The sequence below is a fragment of the Paracoccus kondratievae genome (genome assembly GCF_009301415.1).
In the GTDB taxonomy this organism is placed as follows: Bacteria; Pseudomonadota; Alphaproteobacteria; order Rhodobacterales; family Rhodobacteraceae; genus Paracoccus; species Paracoccus kondratievae.
Genome location: NZ_CP045072.1, coordinates 621826 through 647369, shown reverse-complemented (window position 1 = coordinate 647369; position 25544 = coordinate 621826). Strand labels below are relative to the sequence as shown.

23 protein-coding genes are annotated in these 25544 nt (G+C 61.8%); 13 read left to right on the top strand and 10 right to left on the bottom strand.

The window, feature by feature from the left end:
• The first annotated feature begins 14 nt into the window (after positions 1-14).
• The gene (locus F8A10_RS03305) at positions 15-557 is read left to right on the top strand and encodes a TlpA family protein disulfide reductase (protein ID WP_085501205.1); all 543 of its coding nucleotides are present in this window, start codon (positions 15-17) and stop codon (positions 555-557) included.
• On the opposite strand, the gene F8A10_RS03300 is transcribed toward F8A10_RS03305, so the two are convergent.
• Positions 535-1119 (bottom strand): DNA-3-methyladenine glycosylase I, encoded by a 585-nt coding sequence (locus F8A10_RS03300; protein WP_085501206.1) that lies wholly within the window; start codon positions 1117-1119, stop codon positions 535-537. The genes F8A10_RS03305 and F8A10_RS03300 overlap by 23 nt on opposite strands.
• Positions 1120-1210: 91 nt before the next feature.
• Here F8A10_RS03300 and F8A10_RS03295 point away from each other — a divergent pair, with 91 nt between their 5' ends.
• The 3 genes from F8A10_RS03295 to phbB all read left to right on the top strand — a co-directional run bounded on the left by F8A10_RS03295 (position 1211) and on the right by phbB (position 4312).
• Positions 1211-2038 carry an EAL domain-containing protein gene (locus F8A10_RS03295; RefSeq protein WP_010398239.1) on the top strand — a complete coding sequence of 276 codons (828 nt, stop codon included), beginning with the start codon at positions 1211-1213 and terminating at the stop codon, positions 2036-2038.
• A 273-nt stretch (positions 2039-2311) separates the two neighbouring features.
• The gene (locus tag F8A10_RS03290; RefSeq protein ID WP_152366671.1) at positions 2312-3487 is read left to right on the top strand and encodes an acetyl-CoA C-acetyltransferase; all 1176 of its coding nucleotides are present in this window, start codon (positions 2312-2314) and stop codon (positions 3485-3487) included.
• Positions 3488-3586: 99 nt separating this feature from the next.
• Complete coding sequence (gene phbB / locus F8A10_RS03285; RefSeq protein ID WP_152366670.1) at positions 3587-4312, top strand: beta-ketoacyl-ACP reductase; 726 nt, start codon at positions 3587-3589, stop codon at positions 4310-4312.
• 100 nt (positions 4313-4412) lie between these two features.
• Here phbB and F8A10_RS03280 read toward each other — a convergent pair whose 3' ends face one another.
• From F8A10_RS03280 to F8A10_RS03270, 3 genes are read right to left on the bottom strand one after another with little or no spacing between them, the layout of a single operon-like run.
• The gene (locus tag F8A10_RS03280) at positions 4413-4577 is read right to left on the bottom strand and encodes a YdcH family protein (RefSeq protein ID WP_010398248.1); all 165 of its coding nucleotides are present in this window, start codon (positions 4575-4577) and stop codon (positions 4413-4415) included.
• A 58-nt stretch (positions 4578-4635) separates the two neighbouring features.
• Entirely contained in the window at positions 4636-5394 is a 759-nt protein-coding gene (locus tag F8A10_RS03275; RefSeq protein WP_152366669.1) for a tRNA1(Val) (adenine(37)-N6)-methyltransferase, read from the bottom strand.
• On the bottom strand, positions 5387-5599 hold the full coding sequence (locus F8A10_RS03270) for a putative signal transducing protein (RefSeq protein WP_010398258.1): 213 nt from the start codon (positions 5597-5599) through the stop codon (positions 5387-5389). Before F8A10_RS03270 ends, F8A10_RS03275 begins: the two co-directional genes overlap by 8 nt.
• Before the next feature lie 75 nt (positions 5600-5674).
• Here F8A10_RS03270 and F8A10_RS03265 point away from each other — a divergent pair, with 75 nt between their 5' ends.
• Entirely contained in the window at positions 5675-6676 is a 1002-nt protein-coding gene (locus tag F8A10_RS03265) for a polyprenyl synthetase family protein (RefSeq protein WP_152366668.1), read from the top strand.
• 69 nt (positions 6677-6745) lie between these two features.
• Here F8A10_RS03265 and F8A10_RS03260 read toward each other — a convergent pair whose 3' ends face one another.
• Positions 6746-8191 (bottom strand): ammonium transporter, encoded by a 1446-nt coding sequence (locus F8A10_RS03260; protein WP_217809567.1) that lies wholly within the window; start codon positions 8189-8191, stop codon positions 6746-6748.
• 259 nt (positions 8192-8450) lie between these two features.
• Between F8A10_RS03260 and F8A10_RS03255 the strand changes: the two genes are divergently transcribed.
• Positions 8451-10775: a transglycosylase domain-containing protein gene (locus F8A10_RS03255; protein WP_010398266.1), complete on the top strand. Its 2325-nt coding sequence runs from the start codon at positions 8451-8453 to the stop codon at positions 10773-10775.
• A gap of 55 nt (positions 10776-10830) precedes the next feature.
• Here the strand turns inward: F8A10_RS03255 and F8A10_RS03250 are convergent, their stop codons facing one another.
• Positions 10831-11439: an MlaC/ttg2D family ABC transporter substrate-binding protein gene (locus F8A10_RS03250; protein WP_152367319.1), complete on the bottom strand. Its 609-nt coding sequence runs from the start codon at positions 11437-11439 to the stop codon at positions 10831-10833.
• Positions 11429-12160 carry an MlaA family lipoprotein gene (locus F8A10_RS03245; protein ID WP_085501210.1) on the bottom strand — a complete coding sequence of 244 codons (732 nt, stop codon included), beginning with the start codon at positions 12158-12160 and terminating at the stop codon, positions 11429-11431. The genes F8A10_RS03250 and F8A10_RS03245 overlap by 11 nt, the downstream gene beginning before the upstream one ends.
• 145 nt (positions 12161-12305) lie before the next feature.
• Between F8A10_RS03245 and F8A10_RS03240 the strand changes: the two genes are divergently transcribed.
• The 3 genes from F8A10_RS03240 (at position 12306) to F8A10_RS03230 (ending at position 16644) form a co-directional block, all read left to right on the top strand.
• Positions 12306-14048: a type I secretion system permease/ATPase gene (locus F8A10_RS03240; protein WP_152366667.1), complete on the top strand. Its 1743-nt coding sequence runs from the start codon at positions 12306-12308 to the stop codon at positions 14046-14048.
• Positions 14049-14236: 188 nt separating this feature from the next.
• Positions 14237-15481 carry an HlyD family type I secretion periplasmic adaptor subunit gene (locus F8A10_RS03235; protein ID WP_010398277.1) on the top strand — a complete coding sequence of 415 codons (1245 nt, stop codon included), beginning with the start codon at positions 14237-14239 and terminating at the stop codon, positions 15479-15481.
• A 381-nt stretch (positions 15482-15862) separates the two neighbouring features.
• Positions 15863-16644 (top strand): IS5 family transposase gene (locus F8A10_RS03230; protein WP_193668143.1). Its coding sequence is split into 2 segments (ribosomal slippage): positions 15863-16193 and positions 16193-16644, totalling 783 coding nucleotides; the frame shifts between segments, so codons are not numbered across the junction.
• A gap of 1 nt (position 16645) precedes the next feature.
• Here F8A10_RS03230 and argF read toward each other — a convergent pair.
• The 3 genes from argF to F8A10_RS03215 form a co-directional block, all read right to left on the bottom strand.
• A complete protein-coding gene (argF, locus tag F8A10_RS03225; protein ID WP_010398279.1) occupies positions 16646-17572 on the bottom strand; it encodes an ornithine carbamoyltransferase in 927 nt (308 codons plus the stop codon).
• Positions 17573-17990: 418 nt separating this feature from the next.
• The gene (locus F8A10_RS03220; RefSeq protein ID WP_152366665.1) at positions 17991-19163 is read right to left on the bottom strand and encodes an aspartate aminotransferase family protein; all 1173 of its coding nucleotides are present in this window, start codon (positions 19161-19163) and stop codon (positions 17991-17993) included.
• A gap of 172 nt (positions 19164-19335) precedes the next feature.
• A complete protein-coding gene (locus F8A10_RS03215; RefSeq protein WP_050804202.1) occupies positions 19336-20169 on the bottom strand; it encodes an ABC transporter permease in 834 nt (277 codons plus the stop codon).
• A gap of 130 nt (positions 20170-20299) precedes the next feature.
• Between F8A10_RS03215 and F8A10_RS03210 the strand changes: the two genes are divergently transcribed.
• From F8A10_RS03210 to F8A10_RS03195, 4 genes are all read left to right on the top strand, one after another.
• Positions 20300-20902, top strand: coding sequence for a GcrA family cell cycle regulator (locus tag F8A10_RS03210; RefSeq protein WP_085501213.1), 603 nt, complete (start codon positions 20300-20302; stop codon positions 20900-20902).
• On the top strand, positions 20903-21349 hold the full coding sequence (locus F8A10_RS03205) for an NUDIX hydrolase (protein ID WP_085501214.1): 447 nt from the start codon (positions 20903-20905) through the stop codon (positions 21347-21349). It begins immediately after the preceding gene.
• Positions 21350-21426: 77 nt separating this feature from the next.
• Positions 21427-23145, top strand: coding sequence for a methionine--tRNA ligase (gene metG / locus F8A10_RS03200; RefSeq protein WP_152366664.1), 1719 nt, complete (start codon positions 21427-21429; stop codon positions 23143-23145).
• Positions 23146-23361: 216 nt separating this feature from the next.
• Positions 23362-25503 (top strand): TonB-dependent receptor domain-containing protein, encoded by a 2142-nt coding sequence (locus F8A10_RS03195; RefSeq protein ID WP_152366663.1) that lies wholly within the window; start codon positions 23362-23364, stop codon positions 25501-25503.
• Positions 25504-25544 lie beyond the last annotated feature (41 nt).

Sequence of the window (25544 nt, the reverse complement as noted above, 5' to 3'; positions counted from 1 at the left end):
CTTCGGGGGGTGAAATGCGTTGGCTGGTTCTTTATACGGCGCTGCTCTTTGGTGCAAATGCCGCTTTCGCGGGGGAAATCGACTGGCAGGCCGCCAGTGATGGCGGGCTGACCAAGCTGACCCGGACCGAGCCGGTGGCCGTGCCCGAAACCACCTTTACCGACCCCGAGGGCGGCACCCACAGCCTTGCCGACTGGAAAGGCAAAGTGGTGCTGTTGAATTTTTGGGCGACCTGGTGCGCGCCCTGCCGCGAAGAGATGCCTTCGCTGGACGCGTTGCAGGCCGAAATGGGCGGCGAGGATTTCGAGGTCGTCGCCATCGCCGCGGGCCACAACCCACCGCCAGCCGTGCGCAAGTTTCTGGATGAGGAAAACATCACCAACCTGCCCGTGCGCCTGGACCCGCGCCAACAGCTTGCGCGCCAAATGGGTGTGATGGGTATGCCGGTAACGGTACTGATCGACCGCGACGGCAATGAAATAGCGCGACTGATCGGCGGGGCGGACTGGTCGTCCGACACCGCCAAAGAGCTGATCAGGCAGGCGATAGCGCCTTGATCCGGGCGTGGCAGGGACAGCCTGTCATGTGATCGTTGACCAGCCCGCAGGCCTGCATGAAGGCATAGGTGATCACCGGTCCGCAAAAGTTGAAACCACGCTTTTTCAACGCCTTGGACATCGCCTCTGATTCCGCGGTCTTGACGGGCACATCGCTCATGGCGGCGAAATGGTTCTGGATCGGCCGCCCGCCGACAAAGGACCAGATAAAGGGCGAAAACCCCTCGCCTTCCTCAATCTCAAGAAACAGCCGCGCGCTTTTGACCGCCGCCTCGATCTTGCCGCGATGGCGGATGATGCCGGGGTTTTGCAGAGCGCGGGCGATCTCGGCCTCTTCCCAGACGGCGACACGCTCAGGGTCAAATCCCTCGAAAACCTCGCGAAAAGTCTCGCGCTTGCGCAGGATGGTGATCCAGCTCAGCCCGGCCTGAAAACCGTCCAGCACCAGCTTTTCCCACAATGCCCGCGAATCATATTCGGGCACGCCCCATTCGTGGTCGTGATAGGCGACATATAGCGGGTCTGACCCGCACCAGGCACAGCGTTTGATCACATCAGGCAAGGAAACGTTAACCTCGAATTGAGAAAGCAGACAGAGTTTACGCGATGTTAGGACATCATCGCCAGAGTTCCGACAATGACAGGAGCTTGGCATGACCGACAATACCGATTCACTTCAGAAGGCGGACTCTCCGCTGGATTTCATTGTCAATGAACAATCGCGGGTGACGATGGCCTCCGTACGGCGGGCGGTATCGCGCGGGGATGGGGTTCTGGCCTTTCAGCCGGTGGTGCGGGCCGACAGTCCCGACCGCGCTGCCTTTCACGAAGGGCTGATCCGAATCATCGACGAAACCGGTCGGATCGTGCCGCTAAGGGATTTCATGCCACTGGCGGAAACCACTGAACTGGGACGTCAGATCGACTGCCTGTCCCTGTCTTTGGGGCTAAAATCGCTTGCACAGGAACCCTCTTTGCGGCTGTCGATCAACATGTCGGCGCGCTCGATCGGCTATTCTCCATGGCTGCGCATCCTGCAACAGGGCCTTGCCGGTAACGACAGCATCGGTGAACGGCTGATCCTTGAGATCACCGAAAGCTCGGCCATGGGCCTGCCTGAACCGGTCGATCGCTTCATGCACGAACTTCAATCGCACGGTGTCAGTTTTGCCCTGGACGATTTTGGCGCGGGCTATACCTCGTTCCGCTACCTGCGGGATTTCTGTTTCGACATGATCAAGATCGACGGGCAGTTTATCCGCGACATCGCCCAGACACGTGACAATCAGGTGCTGGCACGGGCGCTGCAATCCATCGCGCGCCATTTTGACATGTTCACCGTCGCAGAATCGGTCGAGACAGCCGAGGATGCGGCTTTCCTGATCGAAATGGGGGTCGATTGCCTGCAAGGGTATTATTTCGGCGCGCCAACCATCGTGCCGCCGTGGAAATCCCCCGGCACACAGGCGCATCGCAAATAGGGCAGCGCCAGTCAGTCGAAAGGGCCGCACAATAATCGCGCCCTGCTCTCGTCCGCGTTTCGCCCTGCCAGCACCCCACGCCTTCCCGGTCGCAGCCCGAAACCCGCCCCTGCGTGATCCGCCAAGCAGCGCTGCCCGGTCGGCAAGACACCGAACCATCTGACAATGCGCCGGGCCGTTGCTGCAGCGCGGAGTTCGCTTGACCTTGAGTAACGAAACAGGAAACAGTTTGGCTGTAACCGATTGTCCCGGCCATCAGCGAAGGAGCCTGTCATGACCAAAGCCGTAATTGTTTCCGCAGCCCGCACACCCGTCGGAAGCTTTCTGGGATCCTTTGCGAACATCCCCGCGCATGAGCTGGGTGCCATTGTGCTGAAAGCCGTGGTCGAACGCGCAGGCGTCGATCCGGCCGAAATTTCGGAAACCATTTTCGGCCAGGTGCTGACCGCCGGTCAGGGTCAGAACCCCGCCCGTCAGGCGCATATCAAGGCTGGCTTCCCGCAAGAATCCGCCGCCTGGACGATCAACCAGGTCTGCGGTTCTGGCCTGCGCTCGGTCGCGCTGGCGGCACAGCAGGTGATCCTTGGCGATGCCACCGTCGTTGCAGCAGGCGGGCAAGAGTCGATGTCGCTTGCCCCCCATGCCGCCTTTATCCGCGCCGGGCAGAAAATGGGCGACATGAAAATGCTCGACACGATGATCAAGGATGGGCTCTGGGACGCTTTCCACGATTATCACATGGGCACCACGGCCGAGAATGTGGCTGCGAAATGGGGCATCACGCGCGAAGCGCAGGACGAATTCGCGGTCAATTCGCAAAACAAGGCCGAAGCCGCGCAAAAAGCCGGAAAGTTCGCCGATGAAATCGTGCCGGTGACGATCAAGACCCGGAAAGGCGACACGGTAACTGATGCCGATGAATACATCCGCCACGGCGCAACACTGGATGCGATGCAAAAGCTTCGCCCCGCCTTTAGCAAAGAGGGCACGGTTACCGCAGGCAATGCCTCGGGTCTGAATGACGGCGCGGCCGCTGTGCTGATGATGACCGAGGAAGAGGCCGCGCGCCGTGGTCTGACGCCGCTCGCCCGCATCGCCTCTTATGCGACAGCCGGCGTCGATCCGCAGATCATGGGCACCGGTCCGATCCCCGCCAGCCGCAAGGCTTTGGAAAAGGCCGGCTGGTCGGTTGGCGATCTGGATCTGGTCGAGGCGAACGAAGCCTTTGCCGCTCAGGCACTTGCCGTGAACCGCGACATGGGCTGGGATCCGGCCATCGTCAACGTGAACGGCGGCGCCATCGCCATCGGCCACCCGATCGGTGCTTCGGGCTGCCGCATCCTGAACACGCTGCTTTTCGAAATGAAGCGCCGCGATGCAAAGAAAGGCCTTGCCACGCTGTGCATAGGCGGCGGCATGGGCGTTGCCCTGTGTCTTGAGCGTCCCTGACCGTCAGGAAGTCACGCAAAAGGTGTGCGCAACTATCTTGCGCACACCAGCCTTGTTCGGTAACACAATTTCAAGACCATTTTCAGAGGGGGACGAAAAATGGCAAAAGTGGCCCTTGTTACCGGTGGTTCGCGCGGTATTGGCGCGGCAATTTCAAAGGCGCTGAAGGAGGCGGGCTATATTGTTGCGGCAAACTATGCTGGCAATGACGACGCCGCCCGCACCTTTACTGAAAAAACCGGTATCAAGACCTACAAATGGTCGGTGGCGGATTACGACGCCTGCGCCGCAGGCATCAAACAGGTCGAGGAGGAGCTTGGCCCCATCGCGGTACTGGTCAATAACGCCGGGATCACGCGTGACGCGATGTTTCACAAAATGACCCAGCAGCAGTGGAAAGAGGTAATCGACACCAACTTGACCGGTCTTTTCAACATGACCCATCCGGTCTGGTCCGGGATGCGTGACCGCAAGTTCGGCCGCATCGTCAACATCAGCTCGATCAATGGTCAGAAAGGGCAGGCAGGGCAGGCGAATTATTCCGCCGCCAAAGCGGGCGACATCGGCTTTACCAAGGCACTGGCGCAAGAGGGCGCGCGTGCCGGGATCACCGTAAATGCGATCTGCCCGGGCTATATCGGCACAGAGATGGTCCGCGCCATCGACGAAAAAGTCCTGAATGAGCGCATCATCCCCCAGATCCCGGTCGGTCGTCTGGGCGAACCGGAAGAGATCGCCCGCTGCGTTGTCTTCCTAGCCTCGGATGACGCGGGATTTATCACCGGCGCGACCATCAGCGCCAATGGCGGACAGTATTTCTCCTGATACGCGGCCCTGAAAAGGTTACGGCCCACGAAATCTCGTGGGCCGTTTCTTATTTCGCTGGTTATGCCGGGGGCAGGTTCCCCCGTCCCGTGTCGCTGAATCAATGCGACAGGCGAGAAATCTCTTCCTTGAGGCGAAGTTTTTCCTTCTTCATCCGGGCGATGATGAGGTCATCCATGCCGGGGCTGCGATGCGCGGCCTCGATAGCGTCCGACAGCGACTGATGTTTGCGGCGAAGCTCCTGCACATGGGATTCAACCGACATTTCGTCCTCCTCTTGGATTGATCGAACCAGAGGATTGCAACACAGAATCGTCACATTGTCACCGAAAATTCGGCGCCCCGAGCGAAAGTGCCGCACCCCCGCGTAAAACCGCCTGTGCGGCCTCGGTCAGGTCCTCTTCATCGGCGGAATGTAACGGTTTTGCATGCATGACAAAGGGTGGCAGCAGGCGCAGCGGCGCCCGCGCGCCCTTACGGGCCAGAACAATAACACGCCCCGCCTCGCGCCCCTCACGCGCCGCGACCGGCAGCACAGTGATCGCCCCCGCCGCCGCTCCCAGCGCCGAGAGAATCACCGCCAGCCGATCCGCCCGCTGGATCAGGGTGATCCACCCCCCCGGCTGCAGCCGGCGCAGTCCGGCCGCAATCCACAGCCCAAGCGGCGTTTCTTCGTGCCGGGCGCGGCTGCGGCCCGCATCAGGCGCCAAGGTGCCATCGGTGAAATAGGGCGGGTTGGCGATGACGTGATCAAAACTCTGGCTGCGCAGGGCGGTTGGCATCTGCGCCAGATCGCCCTGATGCACCTCAAGCGCAAAGCCGTTTGCTGTGGCATTCTGCGCTGCAAGCTCGGCATAGGCAGGTTGCAGCTCTAACCCGGCAAGCCGCAAACCTGGCACCCGCGCGCCAAGACACAGGATCGCCGCCCCTGCCCCACAGCCCAGTTCAAGCACCGATTCGCCCGCACGCGCCGGACAGGCAGCGGCCAGCATCACCGCATCCGCCCCGGCGCGATAACCGCGCGTGGGCTGACGGATGCGCAGCCGCCCACCAAGAAAGCCGTCCTCTCGCAGTTCAGTCATGATGGATGCGATTGTCCCGCAGGATCGCCCGAGCCATGAACAGGTCGCGGTCCGCCACCATCAGCCGCCGGGGCAGGATGCCGAGCGATCCTTCAAGCACGCTCATGTGCTGGTCCAGCGGAAAGGACTGGATCCCCTCGGCCGCCAAAAGGTCGGCGGCGCGGGTGATCAGCAGCGGATCGGTGGTGCGCAGAAGCTCTTTCATGACCCCGGAAAGCTACGCCCCTGTTGCGAATGTGTCCATGGCGTGGCAATGGCTTGCGACGAAAGGGGATCGCTGATGGGCATGAACGAAAACGTTTCCAAGCCGCTGGACCGGCTTTCGGCCGAACTCGCCGGGGATATGGAACGGGTCAATGCGTTGATCCGGACGCGCATGGCAAGCCGTCACGCCCCCCGCATCCCCGAGGTCACCGCCCATCTGGTCGAGGCGGGCGGCAAGCGGCTGCGGCCGATGCTGGTGCTCGCAGCTTCACGGCTGTGCGGATACGAGGGTGAGGCGCATGTGCTGCTGGCCGCCGCCGTCGAATTCATCCACACCGCCACGCTTTTGCATGACGATGTGGTCGACGAAAGCGAGCAGCGCCGCGGTCGCCCGACTGCGAACCTTTTGTGGGACAACAAGTCCAGCGTTCTGGTCGGGGATTACCTTTTCGCCCGCAGCTTTCAGTTGATGGCCGAAACCGGCAGCATGGAGGTCATGCATATCCTGTCGAACGCCAGCGCCACCATCGCCGAGGGCGAGGTGTTGCAGCTGACGGCCGCGCAGGACATCACGACCACCGAGGACACCTATATCCAGATCGTGCGCGGCAAGACTGCGGCGCTGTTCTCGGCCGCGACCGAGGCAGGCGCGGTGGTCGCCCACGCCGATAAGACGGTGCAGCAGGCGCTGTTCGGCTATGGCGACGCGCTGGGGATCGCCTTTCAGATCGTCGATGACCTGCTGGACTACAGCGGCTCCTCGACCACCATCGGCAAGAACGTCGGCGACGACTTCCGCGAACGCAAGCTGACCCTGCCGGTGATCAAGGCCATTGCCCGCGCCGATGCGACTGAGCGCGCCTTTTGGGAACGCACGATCGGCAAGGGCCAGCAGGACGAGGCCGATCTGACCACCGCGCTGGAGATCCTGCACCGGCGCGAGGCGCTGGATGCATCGCGCGCCGACGCCATCGCCTGGGCGGAACGGGCCAAAACAGCGCTGCTGGCCACACCGGATCAGCCACTGCGCCAGATCCTTTCCGACCTTGCGGATTTCGTGGTCTCGCGACTGTCCTGAGCGCCCGCCATCCACACATGAAAAAGCCCGGCTTTATGCCGGGCTTTTCCTTTGCCTGATGATGCTGCCTTAGCTGTTGTAGGCGCTTTCGCCGTGGGTGGTGACGTCCAGACCCTGACGTTCGTCGCTGTCCGAGACGCGCAGGCCGATCAGCGCCTTGACGATCATCAGCGCGATGAACGAAGCAACCGCCGACCAGATCACCGCCACGATCACACCCAGCGTCTGGGTGGTAACCTGACCGAACATGTCATAGCTCGCCGCGACCGACTCCGTGGCATAATCGTAGATGCCCGACCCACCCAGCGACGGGGCAGCAAAGACCCCCGTCAGGATCGCGCCGACAATGCCGCCGACCCCGTGGATGCCAAAGACATCAAGGCTTTCGTCGATGCCCAGCCTGGCTTTCAGGCTGATGACGAACCACATGCAGATAAAGCCCGCAGCCAGACCGATGACAATGGCGCCCATGGGGCCGACGAAACCAGCCGCCGGAGTGATGCCAACCAGACCGGCAATCGCCCCCGAAACGCCGCCCAGCAGCGAGGGATGACCGCGGAACAGCCACTCACCAAAGGCCCAGGCCAGCGCAGCGGCGGCGGTCGCGACCGTGGTGTTCAGGATCGCCATGGCAGCGGTGCCGGTGGCCTCCATGTTCGAGCCAGCGTTGAAGCCGAACCAGCCGATCCACAGCAGGCAGCCGCCAAGGAAGGTAAAGGGCAGGTTATGCGGGGCCATCAGCTCGCGGCCATAACCAAGGCGGGGACCGACGACCAGCGCAGCGACCAGACCAGCGACGCCAGCGTTGATGTGGATGACGGTGCCGCCGGCAAAGTCCAGATCGCCATGGCCGAACAGATAGCCGCCGGGCGCGTCATAGGCCGAGGGGCCGCCCCACCACCAGACCATATGGGCCATAGGCAGGTAAGAGATAAAGAACCAGATCACCACAAAGGCCAGCACCGCCTGAAACTTCATCCGCTCGACCGTGGCGCCGACGATCAGCGCCGGGGCGATACAGGCAAAGGCCATCTGGAAGATGATGAAGACATATTCCGGCACATAGACATTGGTGGTGAAGGTCTCGGCCAGCGATGAGGTATCAACCCCGGCAAGGAACGCCTTCGAAAGACCGCCGATAAAGGGGGTCAGCCAGGTCGCCTCTTCGGCCGAGCCTGCACCGGTGAAGGCCAGCGAATAGCCAAAGCAGACCCACAGGATCGACATGATGCAGAAGATCGTAAAGACCTGCATCAGCACCGACAGCATGTTCCGCGCCCGGACCAGACCGCCATAGAACAGCGCCAGCCCCGGAATGGACATGGCCATGACCAGAATGGCCGAAACCATCATCCAGGTCGTGTCACCCTTGTCGACGATGGGCGCGACGGTCTCGACCACGGCTTCTACAGTGCCGGCGGGGGCCGCAGCCTCTTGCGCAAGGGCCGGCACCGCCAGCCCGATAAGCGGGAGGGCAAGCGCCGGGATCATGGGTTTGATCGCGGTAGGTCTCATCATGTTTCCTGCACCTTCTTTCTGCGTTGCAGCAGTTCCATGTCCCGGTCAGAAAACCCGCCCCTGCCCCGCTGGCACAAGGTTTGTGCAGCTTTCGGCCGAGCCCGCGCCTCGACTGCCCGAATTTAGGGCATCAACGCCGGGTTCTGCGCCATGTCGCGGCAGTTCACTGATAGGTCATCGCGGTTCTCAAGGCGCGGGCTTTCATGTATCTTGCGCAGCTACAGGCCGGACTACTCGGCTGGGCAGGAAAGCAGGCATGAAGACACCGACCGGCAGGGGCCGCATTGTCGCGGACAAGCGCAATTTCGACCAAGCCCCTCAGAAAACGCAGAAACAGCCCCCACGTCGTTCCGGAAAGCCGCCCAAAAGGCCGCGCCGGGGCAATGTGGTGACGCGCGGAATCGCCGGATTCGTTTTGCTGATCTGGCGGGTAATCTGGGGCTCGTTCTGGCGGCTTGGCCTGACGGTGGCGCTGATTCTCTTTGCCGCAAGCTTTTACTACTACACGACGCTGCCCGAACCTGCGGCGCTTTTCGACGGTCGTGCCCGCGGCTCGGTCACCATGCAGGACAGCGAAGGCCGGGTGTTCGCCTGGCGTGGTGAAACTTTTGGCATGGTCAGCGCCGACAAGATCGCCCCGGTCCTGAAGGACGCGGTGGTTGCGACCGAGGACAAGCGATTCTACCGCCACCTTGGCGTCGATCCGCGCGGTATTGCCAGCGCAATCAAGATCAACATGTCCGAAGGACGCGGCCCGCTTGAAGGCAACGGCGGCTCGACCATCACGCAGCAGGTCGCCAAGCTTTTGTGCCTTGGCGAGACCTTTGACCCGATCCGCTGGAAATCCGAAGCCGACTTCGAGGCCGAATGCCGCAAATCCTCGATCTGGCGCAAGATCAAGGAAGTGCCCTACGCGCTGGCGATGGAGGCGAAATACTCGAAAGAGGATATCCTCAACATCTATATGAACCGCTCATACCTCGGGGCGGGCGCGCGCGGTTTCGAGGCGGCAGCACAGCGCTATTTCGACAAATCAGCAGCTCAGGTTAACGCCGCCGAGGCAGCAATGCTTGCCGGCCTGCTCAAGGCACCAAGCTATTTCGCGCCGACCTCGAACCTGCAAAGGGCGCAGGACAGGGCAACGGTCATCCTTGGGCTGATGCATGAACAGGGCTATCTGGACGACAAATCCTATGCCGAGGCCAAGGCCAGTCCGGCTGCGCTTTCCAAGGCGGCTGCGGCGCGGGCGGGCGGTTACTTTGCCGACTGGGTGATGGAATCCGGCCCCGGCTTCCTGACCAGCGAAACGACCGAGGATGTCACTATCAAGACCACCTTCGACCAGCGTGTGCAACGCGCGGCCGAACGGGCGCTGAAGCGCATCTTTGACGAAAAGGTGGCACCGGGGTCGAAGGCACAGGCGGCGGTGGTCGTGATGTCGCCCGACGGCGCGGTGCGTGCCATGATCGGCGGGCGCGACAATACCGCGACCGGCACCTTTAACCGGGCAACGCAGGCCAAGCGCCAGACCGGCTCCAGCTTCAAACCCTTTGTCTATGCCGCCGCGCTGGATCAGGGGTATAGCCCGAACGACACCGTTCTGGACGCGCCGCTTACCATCAACGTGCGCGGCTCGGGCCCGTGGTCGCCTCAGAACTATACGCGCCGCTATCTCGGCGAAGTGACGCTGACCCGCGCCCTGTCGCAGTCGCTGAACACCGCGACGATCCGCCTTCAGGAAATCGTCGGCCGTGATGCGGTACGCCGCGTAGCGCAGGACTTTGGCTTCTCGAACGATCTGGCCAGCGGCCCGTCGCTGGGCCTTGGGGTGTCAGAATCGACCCTGCTGGCCATGACCGGCGCCTATGCCGGCATCCGCAATGGAGGTACTGCCGTCAGCCCCTACGGTCTGGTTGAACTGCGCATCAAGGGTGACGATCAGGCGCTGATCGGTCAGGTCGGCGGCATGGGCCAGCGCGTGATCTCACAAAAGGCAGCGCGCGAGCTGATCGGCATGATGCAGCAGGTGATCGAAAACGGCACCGGCGGCAGGGCGCGGCTTGCAGGACGACCGGCTGCAGGCAAGACCGGCACGACCTCAAGCTATCGCGACGCATGGTTCATCGGCTTTACCGGCCAATATGTGACCGGCGTCTGGATGGGTTATGACGACAACACTCCGCTCAAGGGCGTGACGGGTGGCGGGCTGCCGGCCGAGGTCTGGCAGGCCGTCATGAACGAGATCCACGAGGGCTTGCCCGTCGAGCCGCTGGGTAACTTCGCCTTTGACCCGGATAGCGCAGTGCCGCAGGTGGTCAGCACCACGGGCGACGGCGCAGCCGATCCGCTTGCCGCCGCGCTGTCCGAGGCGCTTGGCCAACCCTCGCCGCAAGCTCAGACAGCACCTGTCGAGGGCGGCCAGGCCCTGCCCGACCCTGCGGCGGGTGGTGGTGTGCCGACCTTCCCGGCTCAGACCGTGACTTCGAACCCCGAAGCCGCGCCACCTGCGCCCGCCGATGGCGGCGCAGATGATCCGCTGACCCAGGCGCTGCGAAATATCGAGGGCGTCTATCAGGAGTAACGACAAAGGCCGGCCCCAAGGGACCGGCCTTTAACTTGCGATGGGCCTACCTGCCTTATCCCGCCTGCTGCAGATCGGCGGTCAGCGCCGCGATATCGCCCTTGCGCCGCGCAAGCATCGCCCCGATCTCGGCCCGTTCCGAGGCGAGCATGTTCACCCCCTCGATGATGATGTTGAAATAGCGGCTCTGCCCGGACTTGTCCGAAACGTGCCATTCAACCTCCATCGGGCTGCGTCCCTTAAGATAAGCGACCGAGGTCACGGCATAGAATGACTTTACCGGCCGTGCGCCCGTCACCTCGATCTCTGAGCCGATGAATTCGCGGAAGCGCTTGCCGTATTTACGGCCGATATAACCCTGAAACGCCTGTTTATAGGCGGCAAACCCGGCCGCACCCGCCTGCCGCGCCGCCGGACCCAACGCGGAACGCGCAATGATGTCCACATCGGCATAGCGGGCAAAGATCGCCTCAAACGCCTTGAACATCTGCGCCGGAGGCTGGCCCGAGTTGATGACCGTATAGACCTCGTTCAAAGATTTCTCGATCAGCGCCCGCGCCTCGTCGGTATCCAGCGCCCAAGCCGGCTGAGCGACAAGTGCCAGCCCCGCGCCGATCAGGCCCAGAAAACCGCGCCGGTTATGGCGCCGGAACTCATTCGGCATAAGGGTCAATATTCTCTCCTTCTTCGCCCAGTTCATGGCGGCGATGCTGCAACCAGATCAGCCGCGTCTGGGCATAACTATCCGCGCTTTCATACAGGATGGAATCGACGGAATCGCTAAAACGCCCTCGTTCACCGGCTTTTGAGGCCGCGCGCGCGCCCATCCCGATCAGATACTGGTCCCGGTTCAGCCATCCGCGCATCGGATCAATCACCAGATCGACGACGCGGCCCACCGCATCACGTTCAGTCGAGGGGCCAATCAGTGGCAGTTCAAGATAAGCACCCTCACCCACGCCCCAGGCAGCCAGTGTCTGGCCGAAATCGGTATCCTCTTCCGGCAGGGCGAAATCTTTGCCGGCTGGGTCAAGCAGCCCCGCAAATCCCAACGTCGAGTTCACCAAAAACCGAAAGGTCGTGCGCACCGCTGGCGCAGGCTTGCCCTGTAAAAGATGGTTCACCGCCGTGCCCGGCAATGCAAGGTTCGAGCCGAAATTTCCTGCGGCCTCAACTACATGGCTGCCGATACCCTTGCCATCTTTGCCCGACACGCCAGAACTCAGCGGCTTGACGACGCGCGAGTCGACCGCCCGGTTAAAGGCGTGAACCTTGCGGTTCATCGGCTCGTAAGGATCATGGATGCCGTCGCCGTCCCGATCCGCTGAACAGCCCCCCGCCAGAGCGGCTGCAAAAAAAGCGATCAGATGATACCTGGCAATCAATTGCTAACCTGCTGCTGATAGGTTCTGGTGAACAGTGGCGATTCGAACGGTGATGGTTTAGGGCCATGTATTGCCGTTGCGCTTTGGGATATGCGCTGGAACAATTCCGGGCAAGCCCGGTCAGGTTAACGAGGAAAGGACGAGCATGGCCTTGCCGCCGATGCGACATGATGGCGGGCGCGAGCTAAAGACTGCCCGGGCGATGGCATGGCAGCTTTATGGCGCCGTCGGCCTGTTTTCTTTTGCAGTGAACATGCTGATGCTGACCGGACCGCTCTTCATGATGCAGGTCTATGACCGGGTACTTGCCAGTCGTTCGGTCGAAACGCTGACAGCGCTGTTTCTGCTGGTGACCTTTCTGTTCACCCTTATGGGGGTGCTGGACCTCGCCCGGAACCGGATCATGGCCCGTATCGCTGCCCGTTTTCAGGAACGGATGGAGGGGCGCGTCTTTACCGCCGCCTTGCAGGACGGTCAGGCCGTCGGTTCTGATGTCGTCGTGCGCGGCGGGATGCGTGATCTTGAGGCCGTACAGAAACTGATCGCCTCGCCGGTTCTGATGGCGCTGTTCGACCTGCCTTGGGCCCCGTTCTTTCTGGCGGCGGTATTTCTGTTTCACCCGCTGCTTGGGGCTGTCGCGACTGCGGGTATGGTAATTCTGATCGCATCAACCCTGCTGAACCAATGGCTTAGCCGCGATTCCCTGCAGCAAGCCGCCATCGCCAGCCATTCGGCCGAACGCATGTCTGACCTTTATCGCGATGAGGGTGAGGTCATCAGCTCACTCGGCATGCGCGGCGCGGCTTTCCGGCGCTGGCAGGCCGCACGCGACAAGGCGACCGAGGCGACGATGCGCTCCAGCGACCGCGCTTCGGGCTTTACGGTATTTTCGCGCACCTTCCGGCTGTTTCTGCAAAGTGCCCTTTTGGCGGCCGGCGCATGGCTGGTCCTGCAACAAGAGGTAACACCCGGCGCGATGATCGCCTCATCTATCCTGATGGGCCGGGCGCTGGCCCCGATCGAGCAGGTGGTTGGCAGCTGGTCGATCGTCCAGCGCGCCCAAGATGGATGGAGGCGGCTGAGCGAACTGCTTTCGCGCCGCCCACCGCCTGCGCAACGCACCCCCCTGCCCAAACCAGAGGCGCGGCTTGAGGTTCGCAATCTCACTGTTGTGCCCCCCGGCCAAGGCATGGCGACCCTGCGTGGTGTCAGTTTCGACCTTGGACCCGGTCAGGCACTTGGCGTGATCGGCCCTTCGGGTGCTGGCAAGTCCACACTGGCGCGCGCACTTATCAGCGCATGGCCCATTGCCTCTGGCTCGATCCGGCTGGGTGGCGCGACCCTCGATCAATATGACCCGGATGTGCTGGGGGGGCTGATCGGCTATCTGCCCCAACAGGTGACCTTGTTTGATGGCACGATTGCGGAAAATATCGCCCGCCTTTCGCCCGAGCCTGACCCCGAGCGCATTGTTGCCGCCGCTATGGCCGCTGCCGCGCATCAGATGATCCTTGATTTGCCGCAGGGTTATGACACACGGGTCAGTCAGACCGGCGGGCGCCTGTCCGGAGGACAGATCCAGCGCATCGGGCTGGCGCGCGCGCTCTATGCCGATCCGGTGATCTTTGTGTTGGACGAACCTAACTCCAACCTCGACAACGAAGGCTCAACCGCACTGAACATTGCAATCCGCAATATCAAGGCGCGCGGAGGCTCAGTGATCATCATGGCCCACCGCCCAGCCGCGATCACGGAATGTGAACTGCTGCTGGTAATGGATCAGGGCCTGCGCCGTGGTTTTGGCCCGCGCGATGAGGTCCTGAAATCGCTGGTCAAGAATGCGGAACAAATCGCCCGCGCCCAGGGCCATGGCGGAGGCGTGACATGACGAACCCAGATCAATTGGACCAGGCCCCGGCAGAGCGCCCAGCCGCAACCCCGGCGGCACCACAACCCGAGCCGCTCCAGTCGAAATTCCACGCTCGTCCGACGCCAACACCGTCGCCACAGCCCCTTGCTGCGCGGTCCCGACCGGAATGGTCAGCGCGCGGGCCGGTAGTCCTGGGGTTGGTCGCCATGCTGGTTCTGGTCGGCGGCTTTGGTCTTTGGGCCTGGGGGGCTCGTATAGCCGGCGCCGTCGTCGCCCCCGGACAGGTCGAAGTTGAACAGCGCCGGCAGGTTGTCCAACATCCTGATGGTGGTGTGGTCACGGAAATCCTGATCCATGACGGCGAAAACGTGACTGCCGGCCAACCGCTGATCCGGCTTGACGGCACATTGCTCGACACCGAACTCGCCATCGTCGAAGGTCAGTATTTCGAGATCCTCGCCCGCCGCGGCCGGCTTGAGGCCGAGCGTGCCGACCGCGAGAATATCGAGTTTCCACAGGAACTGATCGAGACAGCTGCGAAACATCCCCAACTGAAAACCATGATGGAGGGGCAGACCAGCCTGTTCCGTGCCCGGCTTGACACTCTTCGGCAGTCCATTGGCCAGTTGGCCAAGCAGGCAGAACAGGTGCAGTCGCAGATCGGCGGCGTCGATGCGCAGATGGAGGCATTGAAGCAGCAGCGAAGCTTTATCGAACAGGAATTGCGCGACCAGCGGTCTCTGCTGGAAAAGGGTCTGGCCCAGGCCCCCCGGGTTCTGGCACTGGAACGCGAGGCGGCCCGTCTGGATGGCATGTTGGGTGAGACGACGGCCGCCCGGGCCCGCGCTGTCACCCAGCTGGCCGAAATCGACCTGTCACGGCTGGAGAAAAGTGCCTCCCGTCGCGAAGAGGCCGAAACCGAGCTGCGCGAACTTGGCTATCGTGAGCTGGAGTTGGCTGAGCGGAGAAGATCGCTGATCGAACGCATCTCGCGACTGGAAATCCGCGCCCCGGTATCGGGGGTGGTGCAGGAACTGCAGGTTACCACACCGCGCTCGGTCATCCGTCCGGCTGATCCGATCTTGTTCATTATCCCTCAGGACCGGCCGTTGGTGGTCGCCGCGCGTATCGCCACCATCAACATCGACGAGGTCCACCCCGGACAAAAGGTGGTGCTGCGCTTTTCGTCCTTTTCGTCGCGCACCACGCCCGAGATTGATGGTACGCTAAGCCGCGTCTCACCCGATACGCTGGTCGATCAGGCAACCCATATCCCCTATTACCGGGCCGAGGTGACTATCCCGGCAAGCGAGGTCGAAAAACTTGGGGAGCTGGCGCTAATCCCCGGCATGCCGGTCGAGGTCTATGTCCAGACCGGCGAGCGCAGCCCGCTGGCCTATCTGATCAAACCACTGTCGGATTATTTCACCCGCGCGTTCCGCGAGAACTGATCTTTCAGAATAACAAACTGTTGCGCGCCCCGATGCCCGGCAAACGCAACAGCAGGCACCGGACATAACAGACCCTGCGTTACGCGGGCTTTGCTTTCTTCGCCTTAAAGTCGCAAACCTGAGAAAGTGCTGGAAATGCACAGCAGACAGAGAGGCTGACGGCGCCTGCAAGCAGGTCGATGACCAGAAGGAACCCGGAGAGGCCAATAAGAAAAAGCGGTTGGCGCTCAGCCACTCACGCAGGCGCTTACGATAAAAAATTAAGCTGGCACGAAGCAACGTGCCGGCGATGTTTTCAAAGCGAAGACGGCTTAGGTCATGTTGACAAGAGGGATTCTCATATCGGGCTGCGCATGATTCAATCTGATATCTGCAGTGGAGGTGAGCTTGGCACGAGACCTGATGTCGGACGAGGAATGGGCGTTTCATGAACGCTTCATCTTGGCGGTCCGCGCGCCGAATGGCCGGAAGTCAGCCAACCATCGTCTTGTTTTGGATGGAATATTCTGGATAGCCCGGACGGGATCGCCGTGGCGGGACCTGCCGGAAGAGTTCGGAAAGTGGTCCAGTGTTTACCGTCAGTTCAGACGTTGGACCCTGGCAGGGCTCTGGGAGCGGATCATGGAGGCCCTGAACGACAACGGGCTGGTTCCAGACGCTCTGCAAATGATCGACAGCACCGTGATCCGTACCCACCATCAGGCAGCGGGCGCAAAAGGGGGACTCCGAGACAAGGTTTTGGCCGTTCGAGAGGTGGTTTCACGACCAAGATCCACCTCCGCGTCAATGGCGCAGGCCTGCCCATAAGGTCGGAAATAACACCGGGGCAGACATCAGACTATCTCGGCTTTGATCTGGTGATAGCGCACAATCTGCCAGAACCTGCTGTCCTGCTTGCGGATCTCGGCTATGACCCTGATAATATTCGCAAAACCATGGAAACGCGAAACGTGGTCCCGGTCATCCCAATGCGAAAGACCCGGAAGGTGCGCCTTGCGGTGGATCGCAGGCTCTACCGGCTACGAAACCTCATCGAGCGCTGCTTCAATAAGCTCAAAAATGCCCGGCGCGTTGCCACCCGTTACGATAAGACCGCCGAAAGCTTCCTGGGCTTCATCGACATCACGTCTATCCGAATCTGGCTACGCCATTTGTCACCATGACCTAGACACCGAGACACCAGCGCATGACGGCTTTTTGTGCGTGCAGGCGGTTCTCGGCCTCATCGAAGATGACCGAGTTCGGCCCGTCCATCACCGCGCTGGTTACCTCATCGTCACGATGGGCAGGCAGGCAATGCATGAACAGAGCACCGGGCTTGGCAAGCCCCATCAGCGCTTCGTTGACCTGATAAGGGCGCAGCTGATTGTGCCGCCGCTCGCGGGCCGATTGCGGATCGTGCATGGACACCCACGTATCTGTCACCACCAGATCGGCCCCCTCGACCGCCTTGGCGGGATCACGTTCGATTGCGACCTGCACACCTTGGGCGCGGGCAAAATCCACGGCCTCACGCTCGGGGTCAAGCGTGGGAGGACCAGTAAAGACAAAATCATAGCCAAACTGTCCGGCGGCATGGATCATCGAGCAGCAGACATTGTTGCCATCGCCCGACCAGACCACCTTGCGGCCCGCGATCGGGCCGCGATGTTCTTCGAAGGTCATCACATCGGCCATGATCTGGCAGGGATGGGTGCGGTTCGTCAGCCCGTTGATGACCGGCACGCTGGCATGTTCGGCCATCTCAAGCAGGGTCGCCTCTTCAAATGTACGGATCATGATCAGATCGACATAACGCGACAGCACACGGGCGGTATCGGCGATGGTCTCGCCATGGCCAAGCTGCATTTCTTTGCCCGACAGCACCATGGTCTGGCCGCCCATCTGGCGCACACCAAGATCAAAGCTGACCCGGGTGCGGGTCGATGGCTTTTCAAAGATCAGCGCGACCATACGGTTTTTGAGCGGCTGTTCGGCATCGGGCGCCCCTTTGGGCAGGCCGTTGCGCGCGTCCTTCATCCGGCGCGCATTGTCGATCATGCCGCGCAACTCTGCCTTATCGGTGGTGTGGATGTCGAGGAAACTATTCATCTGAGTGTCTTTCGGATTGATCCGGCAAGCAAGCCGCTTTGCCAAAGCGAGGTCAAGGGTCAAGGTCCGCTGCCGCTGCGAAAATCCGGCGCGAAACGTAACACCGCCTCATCGGTGCCGGGTCATGACACGGGCAAGCGTACCGTCTGCCCGCGGGCGCAACGTCGGCGCCAGACCGCCCAGCAGGGACCGGCCGTCAGCACCGCCCCCAGCGGCAGGCGCATCAGCGCAAGGTCCGAAAGAAAGAATATGGTTCACCAATGCCCCATATGCCCCGGGATGCGGGGCGGGACAGCGACGGGCCGACAGGCTGGGAATGGGGCGGGCCGGGGCCGCCCGGGATTTATGCACGTCACAAGGGTGCGACCGATCCGCCCACAGGGGCAGATCGGCAAATCTCAGCGGCTGAGGGCCGAGCCTATCCATCAAGCCGCCCGGCAGCACGATCCAGCCGTGCAACCGCCTCGGCGATCTCTTCGTCCGAGATGTTCAGCGGCGGCAAGAGGCGCACGGTATTATCGGCCGCGCCAACGGTCAAAAGATGTTCAGCGTAGCCTGCGTTGACCAGATCAGCGGGGGCAACCTTGCATTTCAGCCCCAGCATCAGACCCTGACCGCGCACAGCCTCAAAAACTCCGGGATGGGCGGCGATCAGCCCTTCGAGCTTTTGCCGCAGCAGCGCGCCCTTGCGGTTTACCCCGGCCAGAAACTCGGGCTGGGCAATGATCTGCATGACGCGCACCCCGACCGCACAGGCCAGCGGGTTGCCGCCATAGGTCGAGCCATGGGTGCCCGCCGCCATACCCGAGGCCGCCTTTTCAGTCGCAACCACCGCGCCCAGCGGAAAGCCACCACCGATACCCTTGGCAACCATCATGATGTCGGGGGTGATGCCCGCCCATTCATGGGCGAACAACCGGCCGGTCCGGCCCATGCCCGACTGGACCTCATCCAGCACCAAAAGTGCACCGGTCTGACCGCAAAGCTCGCGAATCAGGCGCAGATCGGCATCGGGCAGCGGCCGGATGCCACCTTCGCCCTGAACCGGCTCCAGCATGACGGCGGCAGTGCGGTCAGAGATGGCGGCCTTCAGCGCCTCCATGTCCCCCCAGGGCAACTGGCGGAAACCGGGCATCAGCGGACCGAACCCCTTAACCATCTTTTCCGATCCCGCAGCGGCGATGGCACCGGTCGAACGGCCGTGAAAGGCGCCCTCAAAGGTCAGGATCTCATACCGGTCGGGATCGCCTTGCTCGGACCAGTATTTGCGCACCATCTTGATTGCCAGCTCCGCCGCCTCGGTGCCCGAATTGGTGATGAAGGCGGTGTCGGCAAAGGTGTGCTCGACCAGCAGATCGGCCAGCTGTTCCTGCTGGGGAATGTTGTAAAGGTTCGAGACATGCCAGATGCGCCCGGCCTGCTCGGTCAGGGCAGAAACCAGATCAGGGTTGGCATGGCCGAGCGAGTTCACGGCGATGCCCGCGCCAAGATCCAGATATCGGGTCCCGTCCGTCGCAATGGCCCATGTGCCCTCGCCTCTTTCAAAGGCGATTGGCGCGCGGTTATAGGTCGGCAGGACGTGCGAAATCATGGAGTTACCCTCTCTGGGAACGGCCGCGTGGCGGCACCATGGCTGACGAAAATGCAGAAAGGCAGGCGTGATCGTGCGTTGACAGCGTCAACGTCGGGGACGGGCAATATGAGCGGTCCATGCGATCATGCCCGTCGCATAGCGCGGAAGCGCGCGCCGTGCAACGAAGATTTCAAGGCTTCATCCGATAGCCTGTCGCAAGCCAGCGCCATGCGGTGAACAGAACCGCCGCCACGGTCAGCCCACAGATCAGCAGCCCGCGCAGCACCGGCGCATCCGACACACCGGCGATGCCGTAACGCGCCCCGTCGATCAGGTAAAAGATCGGGTTCCAATGGGCCAGCACCCGGAAAGGCTGGGGCAGCACCTGCACCGAATAAAATGTGCCCGACAGAAACGACAGCGGCGTCACGATGAAATTGGTGATCGCAGCCATATGGTCGAACTTCTGCGCGACGATCCCGCCCAGCAGGCCAAGCCCCCCCATGAGCAAGGCGCCAAGGATCACAAAGACCAGCGCCCAAACCGGATGGGCAATCCCCTGCCCGATTACCAGCGCCATGCCTATTGCGATGGCTGTGGCGACGATCAGGGCACGCATCACCGCCCCGATCAGATAACCGGCCAGGATCTCACCCGCCGAGAGGGGCGGCATAAGCGTATCGACGATATTTCCCTGCATCTTGGCCGAGATGATGCTCGACGAAGTGTTGGCGAATGCGTTCTGGATCACCGTCATCATCAGGATCCCGGGTCCCAGAAAGGCAAGATAGGGCAACCCCATCACCTCGCCCCGGTTGCGCCCCAGCGCCAGCGCAAAGACGATCACGAACAGGGCCGATGTCATCAGCGGCGCAAATATGGTCTGCTGCCAGACGCTCATGAAGCGCATGACTTCGCGTCGGCTTAGTGTATAAAGGCCCAGCCAGTTCACCCGGCCAAAGCGCCGCACACCCATCTGGCGAAATTCCGGGGGCGTTCCGGAGGATGTCGGGATCGTTTGCATCGGCGCTCCTTGAATTCGCGGGCTTGTGTGGGTAAATCTGGCTATCCCCGGATTTAAGGCCGGGTCTTGCGGAATTGAAGCCACTAGCACGAAGGGCACCGGAAAGCACCCGGTGCAGGAAAGGCAAGCCATGTCCTGGACCGACGAGCGCGTCGAGACGTTGAAACGCATGTGGGCCGAGGGCCAGTCGGCCAGCCAGATCGCCAAGGAGCTGGGCGGCGTGACCCGTAACGCGGTGATTGGCAAGGTGCACCGCCTTGGCCTGTCGAACCGTAATGAAGAAAGCCCCGAGCCCGCACCCGAAGCTGCGGCCAAGCCTGCCGCCCCCACTGCCGCCGCACCCGAGCCGAAACCGGCGCCTGCACCCGCAGCAGCCCCGGCGCCGAAACCCGCGGCTGCTGCGCCTGCCGCTGAGCCCGCGCCCGCACCTGCGCAGCCGGCAAGCTTTAACCGCCGGCCTATCGTGCCGGCTGGGCAGCCGCTGCCGCCCCAGCCCTCGGCCAATGAAATCAGCCCCGAAACGCTGGCCAGCGTGCGCGAGGTTGAAAAGCGTGCCCGCAAGCTGAGCTTGATGGAGCTGACCGAGCGGACCTGCAAATGGCCGATCGGCGACCCGGCGACCGACAAGTTCTGGTTCTGCGGCCTGCCGACCGTGGCCGGAAAACCCTATTGCGAGGCGCATGTCAGCGTCGCATTCCAGCCGATGAGCGCGCGGCGCGACCGCAGGCGCTAAGTGGCCCATTTCCCCAGACTTGCCGCATTGGCGGTAACGCTGGACGGCGTCGGCGATACGGCGCGGGCGCTGCTGGTTCAGCGGCGTAACCCGCCTGACGCCGGGTTGTGGGGCTTTCCGGGTGGCCATGTCGAGCCGGGCGAAACCGCGCTTGAGGCCGCCGCCCGCGAACTGGCCGAGGAAACAGGGGTGATCGGCCGCCCGCTTTCCTATCTCGAAAATATCGACGTGATCGAGCGTAACGGCGACGGTTCGTTGCGCTTTCACTTTCTGCTGACAGCAGTGCTATGCGACTATATTTCGGGTGAGCCGCTGGCAGCGGATGACGCGGCGGACGCACGCTGGGTGCCGGTTGCCGATATCCTCGCCGCGCAGCTGCCGCTAAGCGCAAGCGTGCCCGAGGTGGTCCGCAAGGCGCTTGCCCTATGGTCGGAAAGAACGCGTTGATCCGGGGATTGCCGAGGCTCTGGCCTTCGCGCCCACTGCTGGATAAAGAAACCCGAGGAACCTAACAGGACCCGATCATGGCGCGGCATCTCATTACTTCGGCGATCCCCTACATCAACGGGATCAAGCACCTCGGCAACCTCGTCGGCTCGCAGCTTCCCGCGGACCTCTATGCCCGTTACCTGCGGGGACGTGGGCATGAGGTGATGTTCATCTGCGCCACGGACGAGCATGGGACGCCTGCCGAACTGGCAGCCGCCAAGGCCGGGAAGCCGATCGCCGAATATTGCGCCGAAATGCACGAGATTCAGGCCGAGATCGCCCGTAACTTTGGCCTGTCTCTTGACCATTTTGGCCGCTCTTCCAGCCAGCGCAACCATGTGCTGACCCAGCATTTCGCCGGCAAGCTGGACGAAAACGGATATATCTCGGAGGTCGAGGAACGTCAGGTCTATTCGATTGACGACGGTCGTTTTCTGCCCGACCGCTATATCGAAGGCACCTGCCCCAACTGCGGCTATGACAAGGCCCGCGGCGACCAGTGCGAGAACTGCACCAAGCAGCTTGACCCGACCGACCTGATCAACCCGCGCTCGGCCATTTCGGGCTCAACCAATCTGGAAGTGCGGGCAACCAAGCATCTTTATCTGCGCCAGCGTTCACTCCGGGATCAGATTTCGGCCTGGATCGACAGCAAGACTGACTGGCCGATTCTGACCACCTCGATTGCCCGGAAATGGCTGAACGACGGCGACGGCTTGCAGGACCGTGGGATCACCCGCGACCTGGACTGGGGCATCCCGGTCAAGAAAGGCGACAAGCCCTGGCCAGGGATGGAGGGTAAGGTCTTCTACGTCTGGTTCGACGCGCCGATCGAATATATCGCCGCGACAGCCGAAGGCACGGATAAGCGGGGCGAACCTGACAGCGCATGGCGCCGCTGGTGGCGTCTGGACGAGGGCGCCGATGACGTGACCTATACCCAGTTCATGGGAAAGGATAACGTGCCCTTCCACACCCTCTCCTTCCCGGCGACGATCATCGGTTCGGGCGAGCCGTGGAAGCTTGTCGATTATATCAAGAGCTTCAACTATCTGACCTATGACGGCGGCCAGTTCTCGACCAGTCAGGGACGCGGCGTGTTCATGGATCAGGCGCTGTCGATCCTGCCCGCCGATTACTGGCGCTGGTGGCTGTTGTCCCATGCGCCCGAATCGGGGGACAGCGAATTCACCTGGGACAATTTCCAGCAGTCGGTGAACAAGGACCTGGCCGATGTGCTGGGCAATTTCGTCAGCCGCATCACCAAGTTCTGTCGCAGCAAATTCGGCGAAGCCATCCCCGAAGGCGGCAGCTACGGCCCCGAGGAAGAGGCGCTGATCGAGGCGCTGACCACCCGGATCCGCGCCTATGAAGGGTTCATGGATCATATCGAGATCCGCAAATCGGCAGCCGAGCTGCGCGCGATCTGGGTCCTTGGCAACGAATATCTGCAATCGGCGGCCCCTTGGTCCACCTTCAAGACCGACCCCGGAAAAGCCGCAATGCAGGTGCGTCTGGGGCTGAACCTGATCCGGCTTTACGCGGTCCTTTCGGCGCCCTTCATTCCCTTCGCCTCGGAGGCGATGCTGGAGGCGATGCACACCGACAACCGCAACTGGCCCGATAACGTCCGTGCCGCGCTTGAGGCCCTGCCCGCAGGCCATGCGTTTACCGTGCCAGAGGTGCTTTTTGCCAAGATCAGCGACGAAAACCGCGATGAATGGCAAGAGCGGTTCAAGGGCATCCGCGACTGATCAAAGAGGCACGCTACGGTGATCGGGACAAGGTTGCGGCAAATAACCTAGTAAATTTGTCGCATTTCTGCCACAGACATTTTGCAGACAGAACTATACCCTTGTCCCGCTTGCCCGGGACTGATTAACCGCCCGTCAGCGACCCAGGCATCGGCGCTCCCTCTCGTCCGGTCGACCAAGGCAGAAATCCATCTTTTCTGTTGTCGAGAGGTGACCATGCCTTCCCCATCCTTGCCCCATCCAGCCCGCACTCGCGGGCACCGCAGCCTGCGCACGGCGCTGCTGTCACTTTCGGCGCTATGCGCCCCGGCGCTTGCGCTGGCCCAGGAACAAAATGCCGATGTCGTCGTTCTGGACAGCATCGTCATCACTGCTGCGGGCTTTGAACAGAACATCAAAGAGGCCCCGGCCAGCATTTCGGTCATCACCTCCGAAGAACTGAAAAAGGGCAGTTTCACCAGCCTGACCGATGCTCTGAAAGAGGTGCAGGGGGTTGTCACCACCGGGGTCGCCAACGAAACCGATATCTATATCCGCGGCCTGCCGGGCCAGTACACCCTGATCCTCGTGGACGGAAAGCGCCAGACCACCCGCGATGCGCGCGTGAACGGCAACTCGGGCTTTGAGCAGAGCTTTATCCCCCCGATCGCAGCCATTGAGCGGATCGAGATCGTGCGCGGCCCGATGTCCTCGCTTTACGGTTCGGACGCCATGGGTGGGGTGATCAACATCATCACCAAGCCGGTCGCCGATACCTGGACCGGCTCGATCACGGCCGAGACCGTCATTCAGGACGAAAAGGGCTTTGAAAACAGCCAGCAAACCTCGTTCTACGCCTCTGGTCCGCTGATCGCGAATACGCTGGGCCTGCAGGTCTGGGGCCGCAAGTTCGATCAGGACGCCTCGTCGATCTCGGGCGGACCCGGCGGCTCGGACGACTATGACCTGGGCGCCCGTCTGACCTGGCATGTGAACGACCAGAACCAGGTCCTGCTTGAAGCCGGGCGGACCCGGATCAGTGCCGAGGATTACGGCGATCTGGGCTATCGCGACCATGATCGGGATCACTGGTCGCTGACCCATAAAGGTGATTACGGGGATCTGAGCACCGAGTTCAGCTTTTCACAGGAGGTGGGTGAACGCACAACTTACAGCCGCGCGACCCCCGACGCCGCATTCACGCGCAACCTGCGGTCCCCCGAGGTGCGCAACACGGTTCTTGACGCCAAGGCGACCCGCAGCCTGTCCTGGAATGGCGAGCATCGGCTGACCTTTGGCGGCCAGTTCCTGCGCACCGATATTACCGACCAGAACCCCGGAGCGACGGCGCCCGGCGCCACGCCACGGGATGAAAAGTTCCGCGGCGATGAATGGTCATTGTATGTCGAGGATGAATGGCGCATGCGCGATGATTTCGCGCTGACGCTGGGCCTGCGTTATACCAATAACGAATTCTACGGCGGTCATATTGCCCCGCGGATCTATGGCGTCTGGAATGCGACCGAAAACCTGACCGTCAAAGGCGGTATCTCGACAGGCTACAAGACGCCTGAACTGCGTTCGATTATTCCGGGCTATGCCTATACCAGTGGTGGCGCGGGCTGTGCCAGCAATACCCCGCCCTCTTGCGCGGTTATCCTTGGCAACCCGGATCTGAAGCCGGAAAAAACACTGAACTTTGAATTGGCTGCCGTTTATGAGGCGGATACATTCACGGTCAGCGCCACGGCCTTCCACACGAAGTTCGAAGACAAGCTGCAACAAAGAAGCCTTGGCCGCGACACCAATGGCGATGGCATCCTTGACGAATACGATTACTGGACGGACGGTCCGCAATATGTCGGCTCGGACGGACAGCTATATTACCGGCGCATTATCCAGAACTTCAACGTCGACGAGGCCGAAATCTCGGGCGTGGAATTGGCTGGCGACTGGAACATCACCCCGGACCTGTCGGCGCGCGCCTCATATACCTATACCAAATCCGAGCAAAAGACCGGCGACTTTGCGGGCTTCCCGCTGGCGCGCACGCCTGAACATATGGCCAGCCTGCGCTTTGACTGGGTAACCCCGGTCGAGGGGCTGGATACCTGGCTGTCGGCCAATTACCACGGCTCGGAAATCGCCTCGGGCCTGCGTATCGGCAGCAATGGCCGCGAGGTGGAAATCAACGGTCAAAAAGGGCGCAAATATTCGCCTTATACCACCGTCGATATTGGCGCGAACTACCAGCTGACCGAGACGGCAGCCCTGAATGCCGCCGTCTATAATGTTTTCAACGAAGAGGTCCGCGAAAGCGACTTCAACACGGTGCTGGAAGGCCGTCGTCTGTGGTTGGGTCTGACCGCGAGCTTCTGATCCATCTTTCCTGACAAGTCTTGTGCCCGGCTGTGGACTTT

Bases quoted from the DNA above. Each gene is read 5' to 3' on its own strand.
- F8A10_RS03305 (WP_085501205.1), top strand. From the start codon at position 15: ATGCGTTGGCTGGTTCTTTATACGGCGCTGCTCTTTGGTGCAAATGCC.
- F8A10_RS03295 (WP_010398239.1), top strand. From the start codon at position 1,211: ATGACCGACAATACCGATTCACTTCAGAAGGCGGACTCTCCGCTGGAT.
- F8A10_RS03290 (WP_152366671.1), top strand. From the start codon at position 2,312: ATGACCAAAGCCGTAATTGTTTCCGCAGCCCGCACACCCGTCGGAAGC.
- phbB (WP_152366670.1), top strand. From the start codon at position 3,587: ATGGCAAAAGTGGCCCTTGTTACCGGTGGTTCGCGCGGTATTGGCGCG.
- F8A10_RS03280 (WP_010398248.1), bottom strand. From the start codon at position 4,577: ATGTCGGTTGAATCCCATGTGCAGGAGCTTCGCCGCAAACATCAGTCG.
- F8A10_RS03275 (WP_152366669.1), bottom strand. From the start codon at position 5,394: ATGACTGAACTGCGAGAGGACGGCTTTCTTGGTGGGCGGCTGCGCATC.
- F8A10_RS03270 (WP_010398258.1), bottom strand. From the start codon at position 5,599: ATGAAAGAGCTTCTGCGCACCACCGATCCGCTGCTGATCACCCGCGCC.
- F8A10_RS03265 (WP_152366668.1), top strand. From the start codon at position 5,675: ATGGGCATGAACGAAAACGTTTCCAAGCCGCTGGACCGGCTTTCGGCC.
- F8A10_RS03260 (WP_217809567.1), bottom strand. From the start codon at position 8,191: ATGAGACCTACCGCGATCAAACCCATGATCCCGGCGCTTGCCCTCCCG.
- F8A10_RS03255 (WP_010398266.1), top strand. From the start codon at position 8,451: ATGAAGACACCGACCGGCAGGGGCCGCATTGTCGCGGACAAGCGCAAT.
- F8A10_RS03250 (WP_152367319.1), bottom strand. From the start codon at position 11,439: ATGCCGAATGAGTTCCGGCGCCATAACCGGCGCGGTTTTCTGGGCCTG.
- F8A10_RS03240 (WP_152366667.1), top strand. From the start codon at position 12,306: ATGGCCTTGCCGCCGATGCGACATGATGGCGGGCGCGAGCTAAAGACT.
- F8A10_RS03235 (WP_010398277.1), top strand. From the start codon at position 14,237: ATGCTGGTTCTGGTCGGCGGCTTTGGTCTTTGGGCCTGGGGGGCTCGT.
- argF (WP_010398279.1), bottom strand. From the start codon at position 17,572: ATGAATAGTTTCCTCGACATCCACACCACCGATAAGGCAGAGTTGCGC.
- F8A10_RS03220 (WP_152366665.1), bottom strand. From the start codon at position 19,163: ATGATTTCGCACGTCCTGCCGACCTATAACCGCGCGCCAATCGCCTTT.
- F8A10_RS03215 (WP_050804202.1), bottom strand. From the start codon at position 20,169: ATGCAAACGATCCCGACATCCTCCGGAACGCCCCCGGAATTTCGCCAG.
- F8A10_RS03210 (WP_085501213.1), top strand. From the start codon at position 20,300: ATGTCCTGGACCGACGAGCGCGTCGAGACGTTGAAACGCATGTGGGCC.
- metG (WP_152366664.1), top strand. From the start codon at position 21,427: ATGGCGCGGCATCTCATTACTTCGGCGATCCCCTACATCAACGGGATC.
- F8A10_RS03195 (WP_152366663.1), top strand. From the start codon at position 23,362: ATGCCTTCCCCATCCTTGCCCCATCCAGCCCGCACTCGCGGGCACCGC.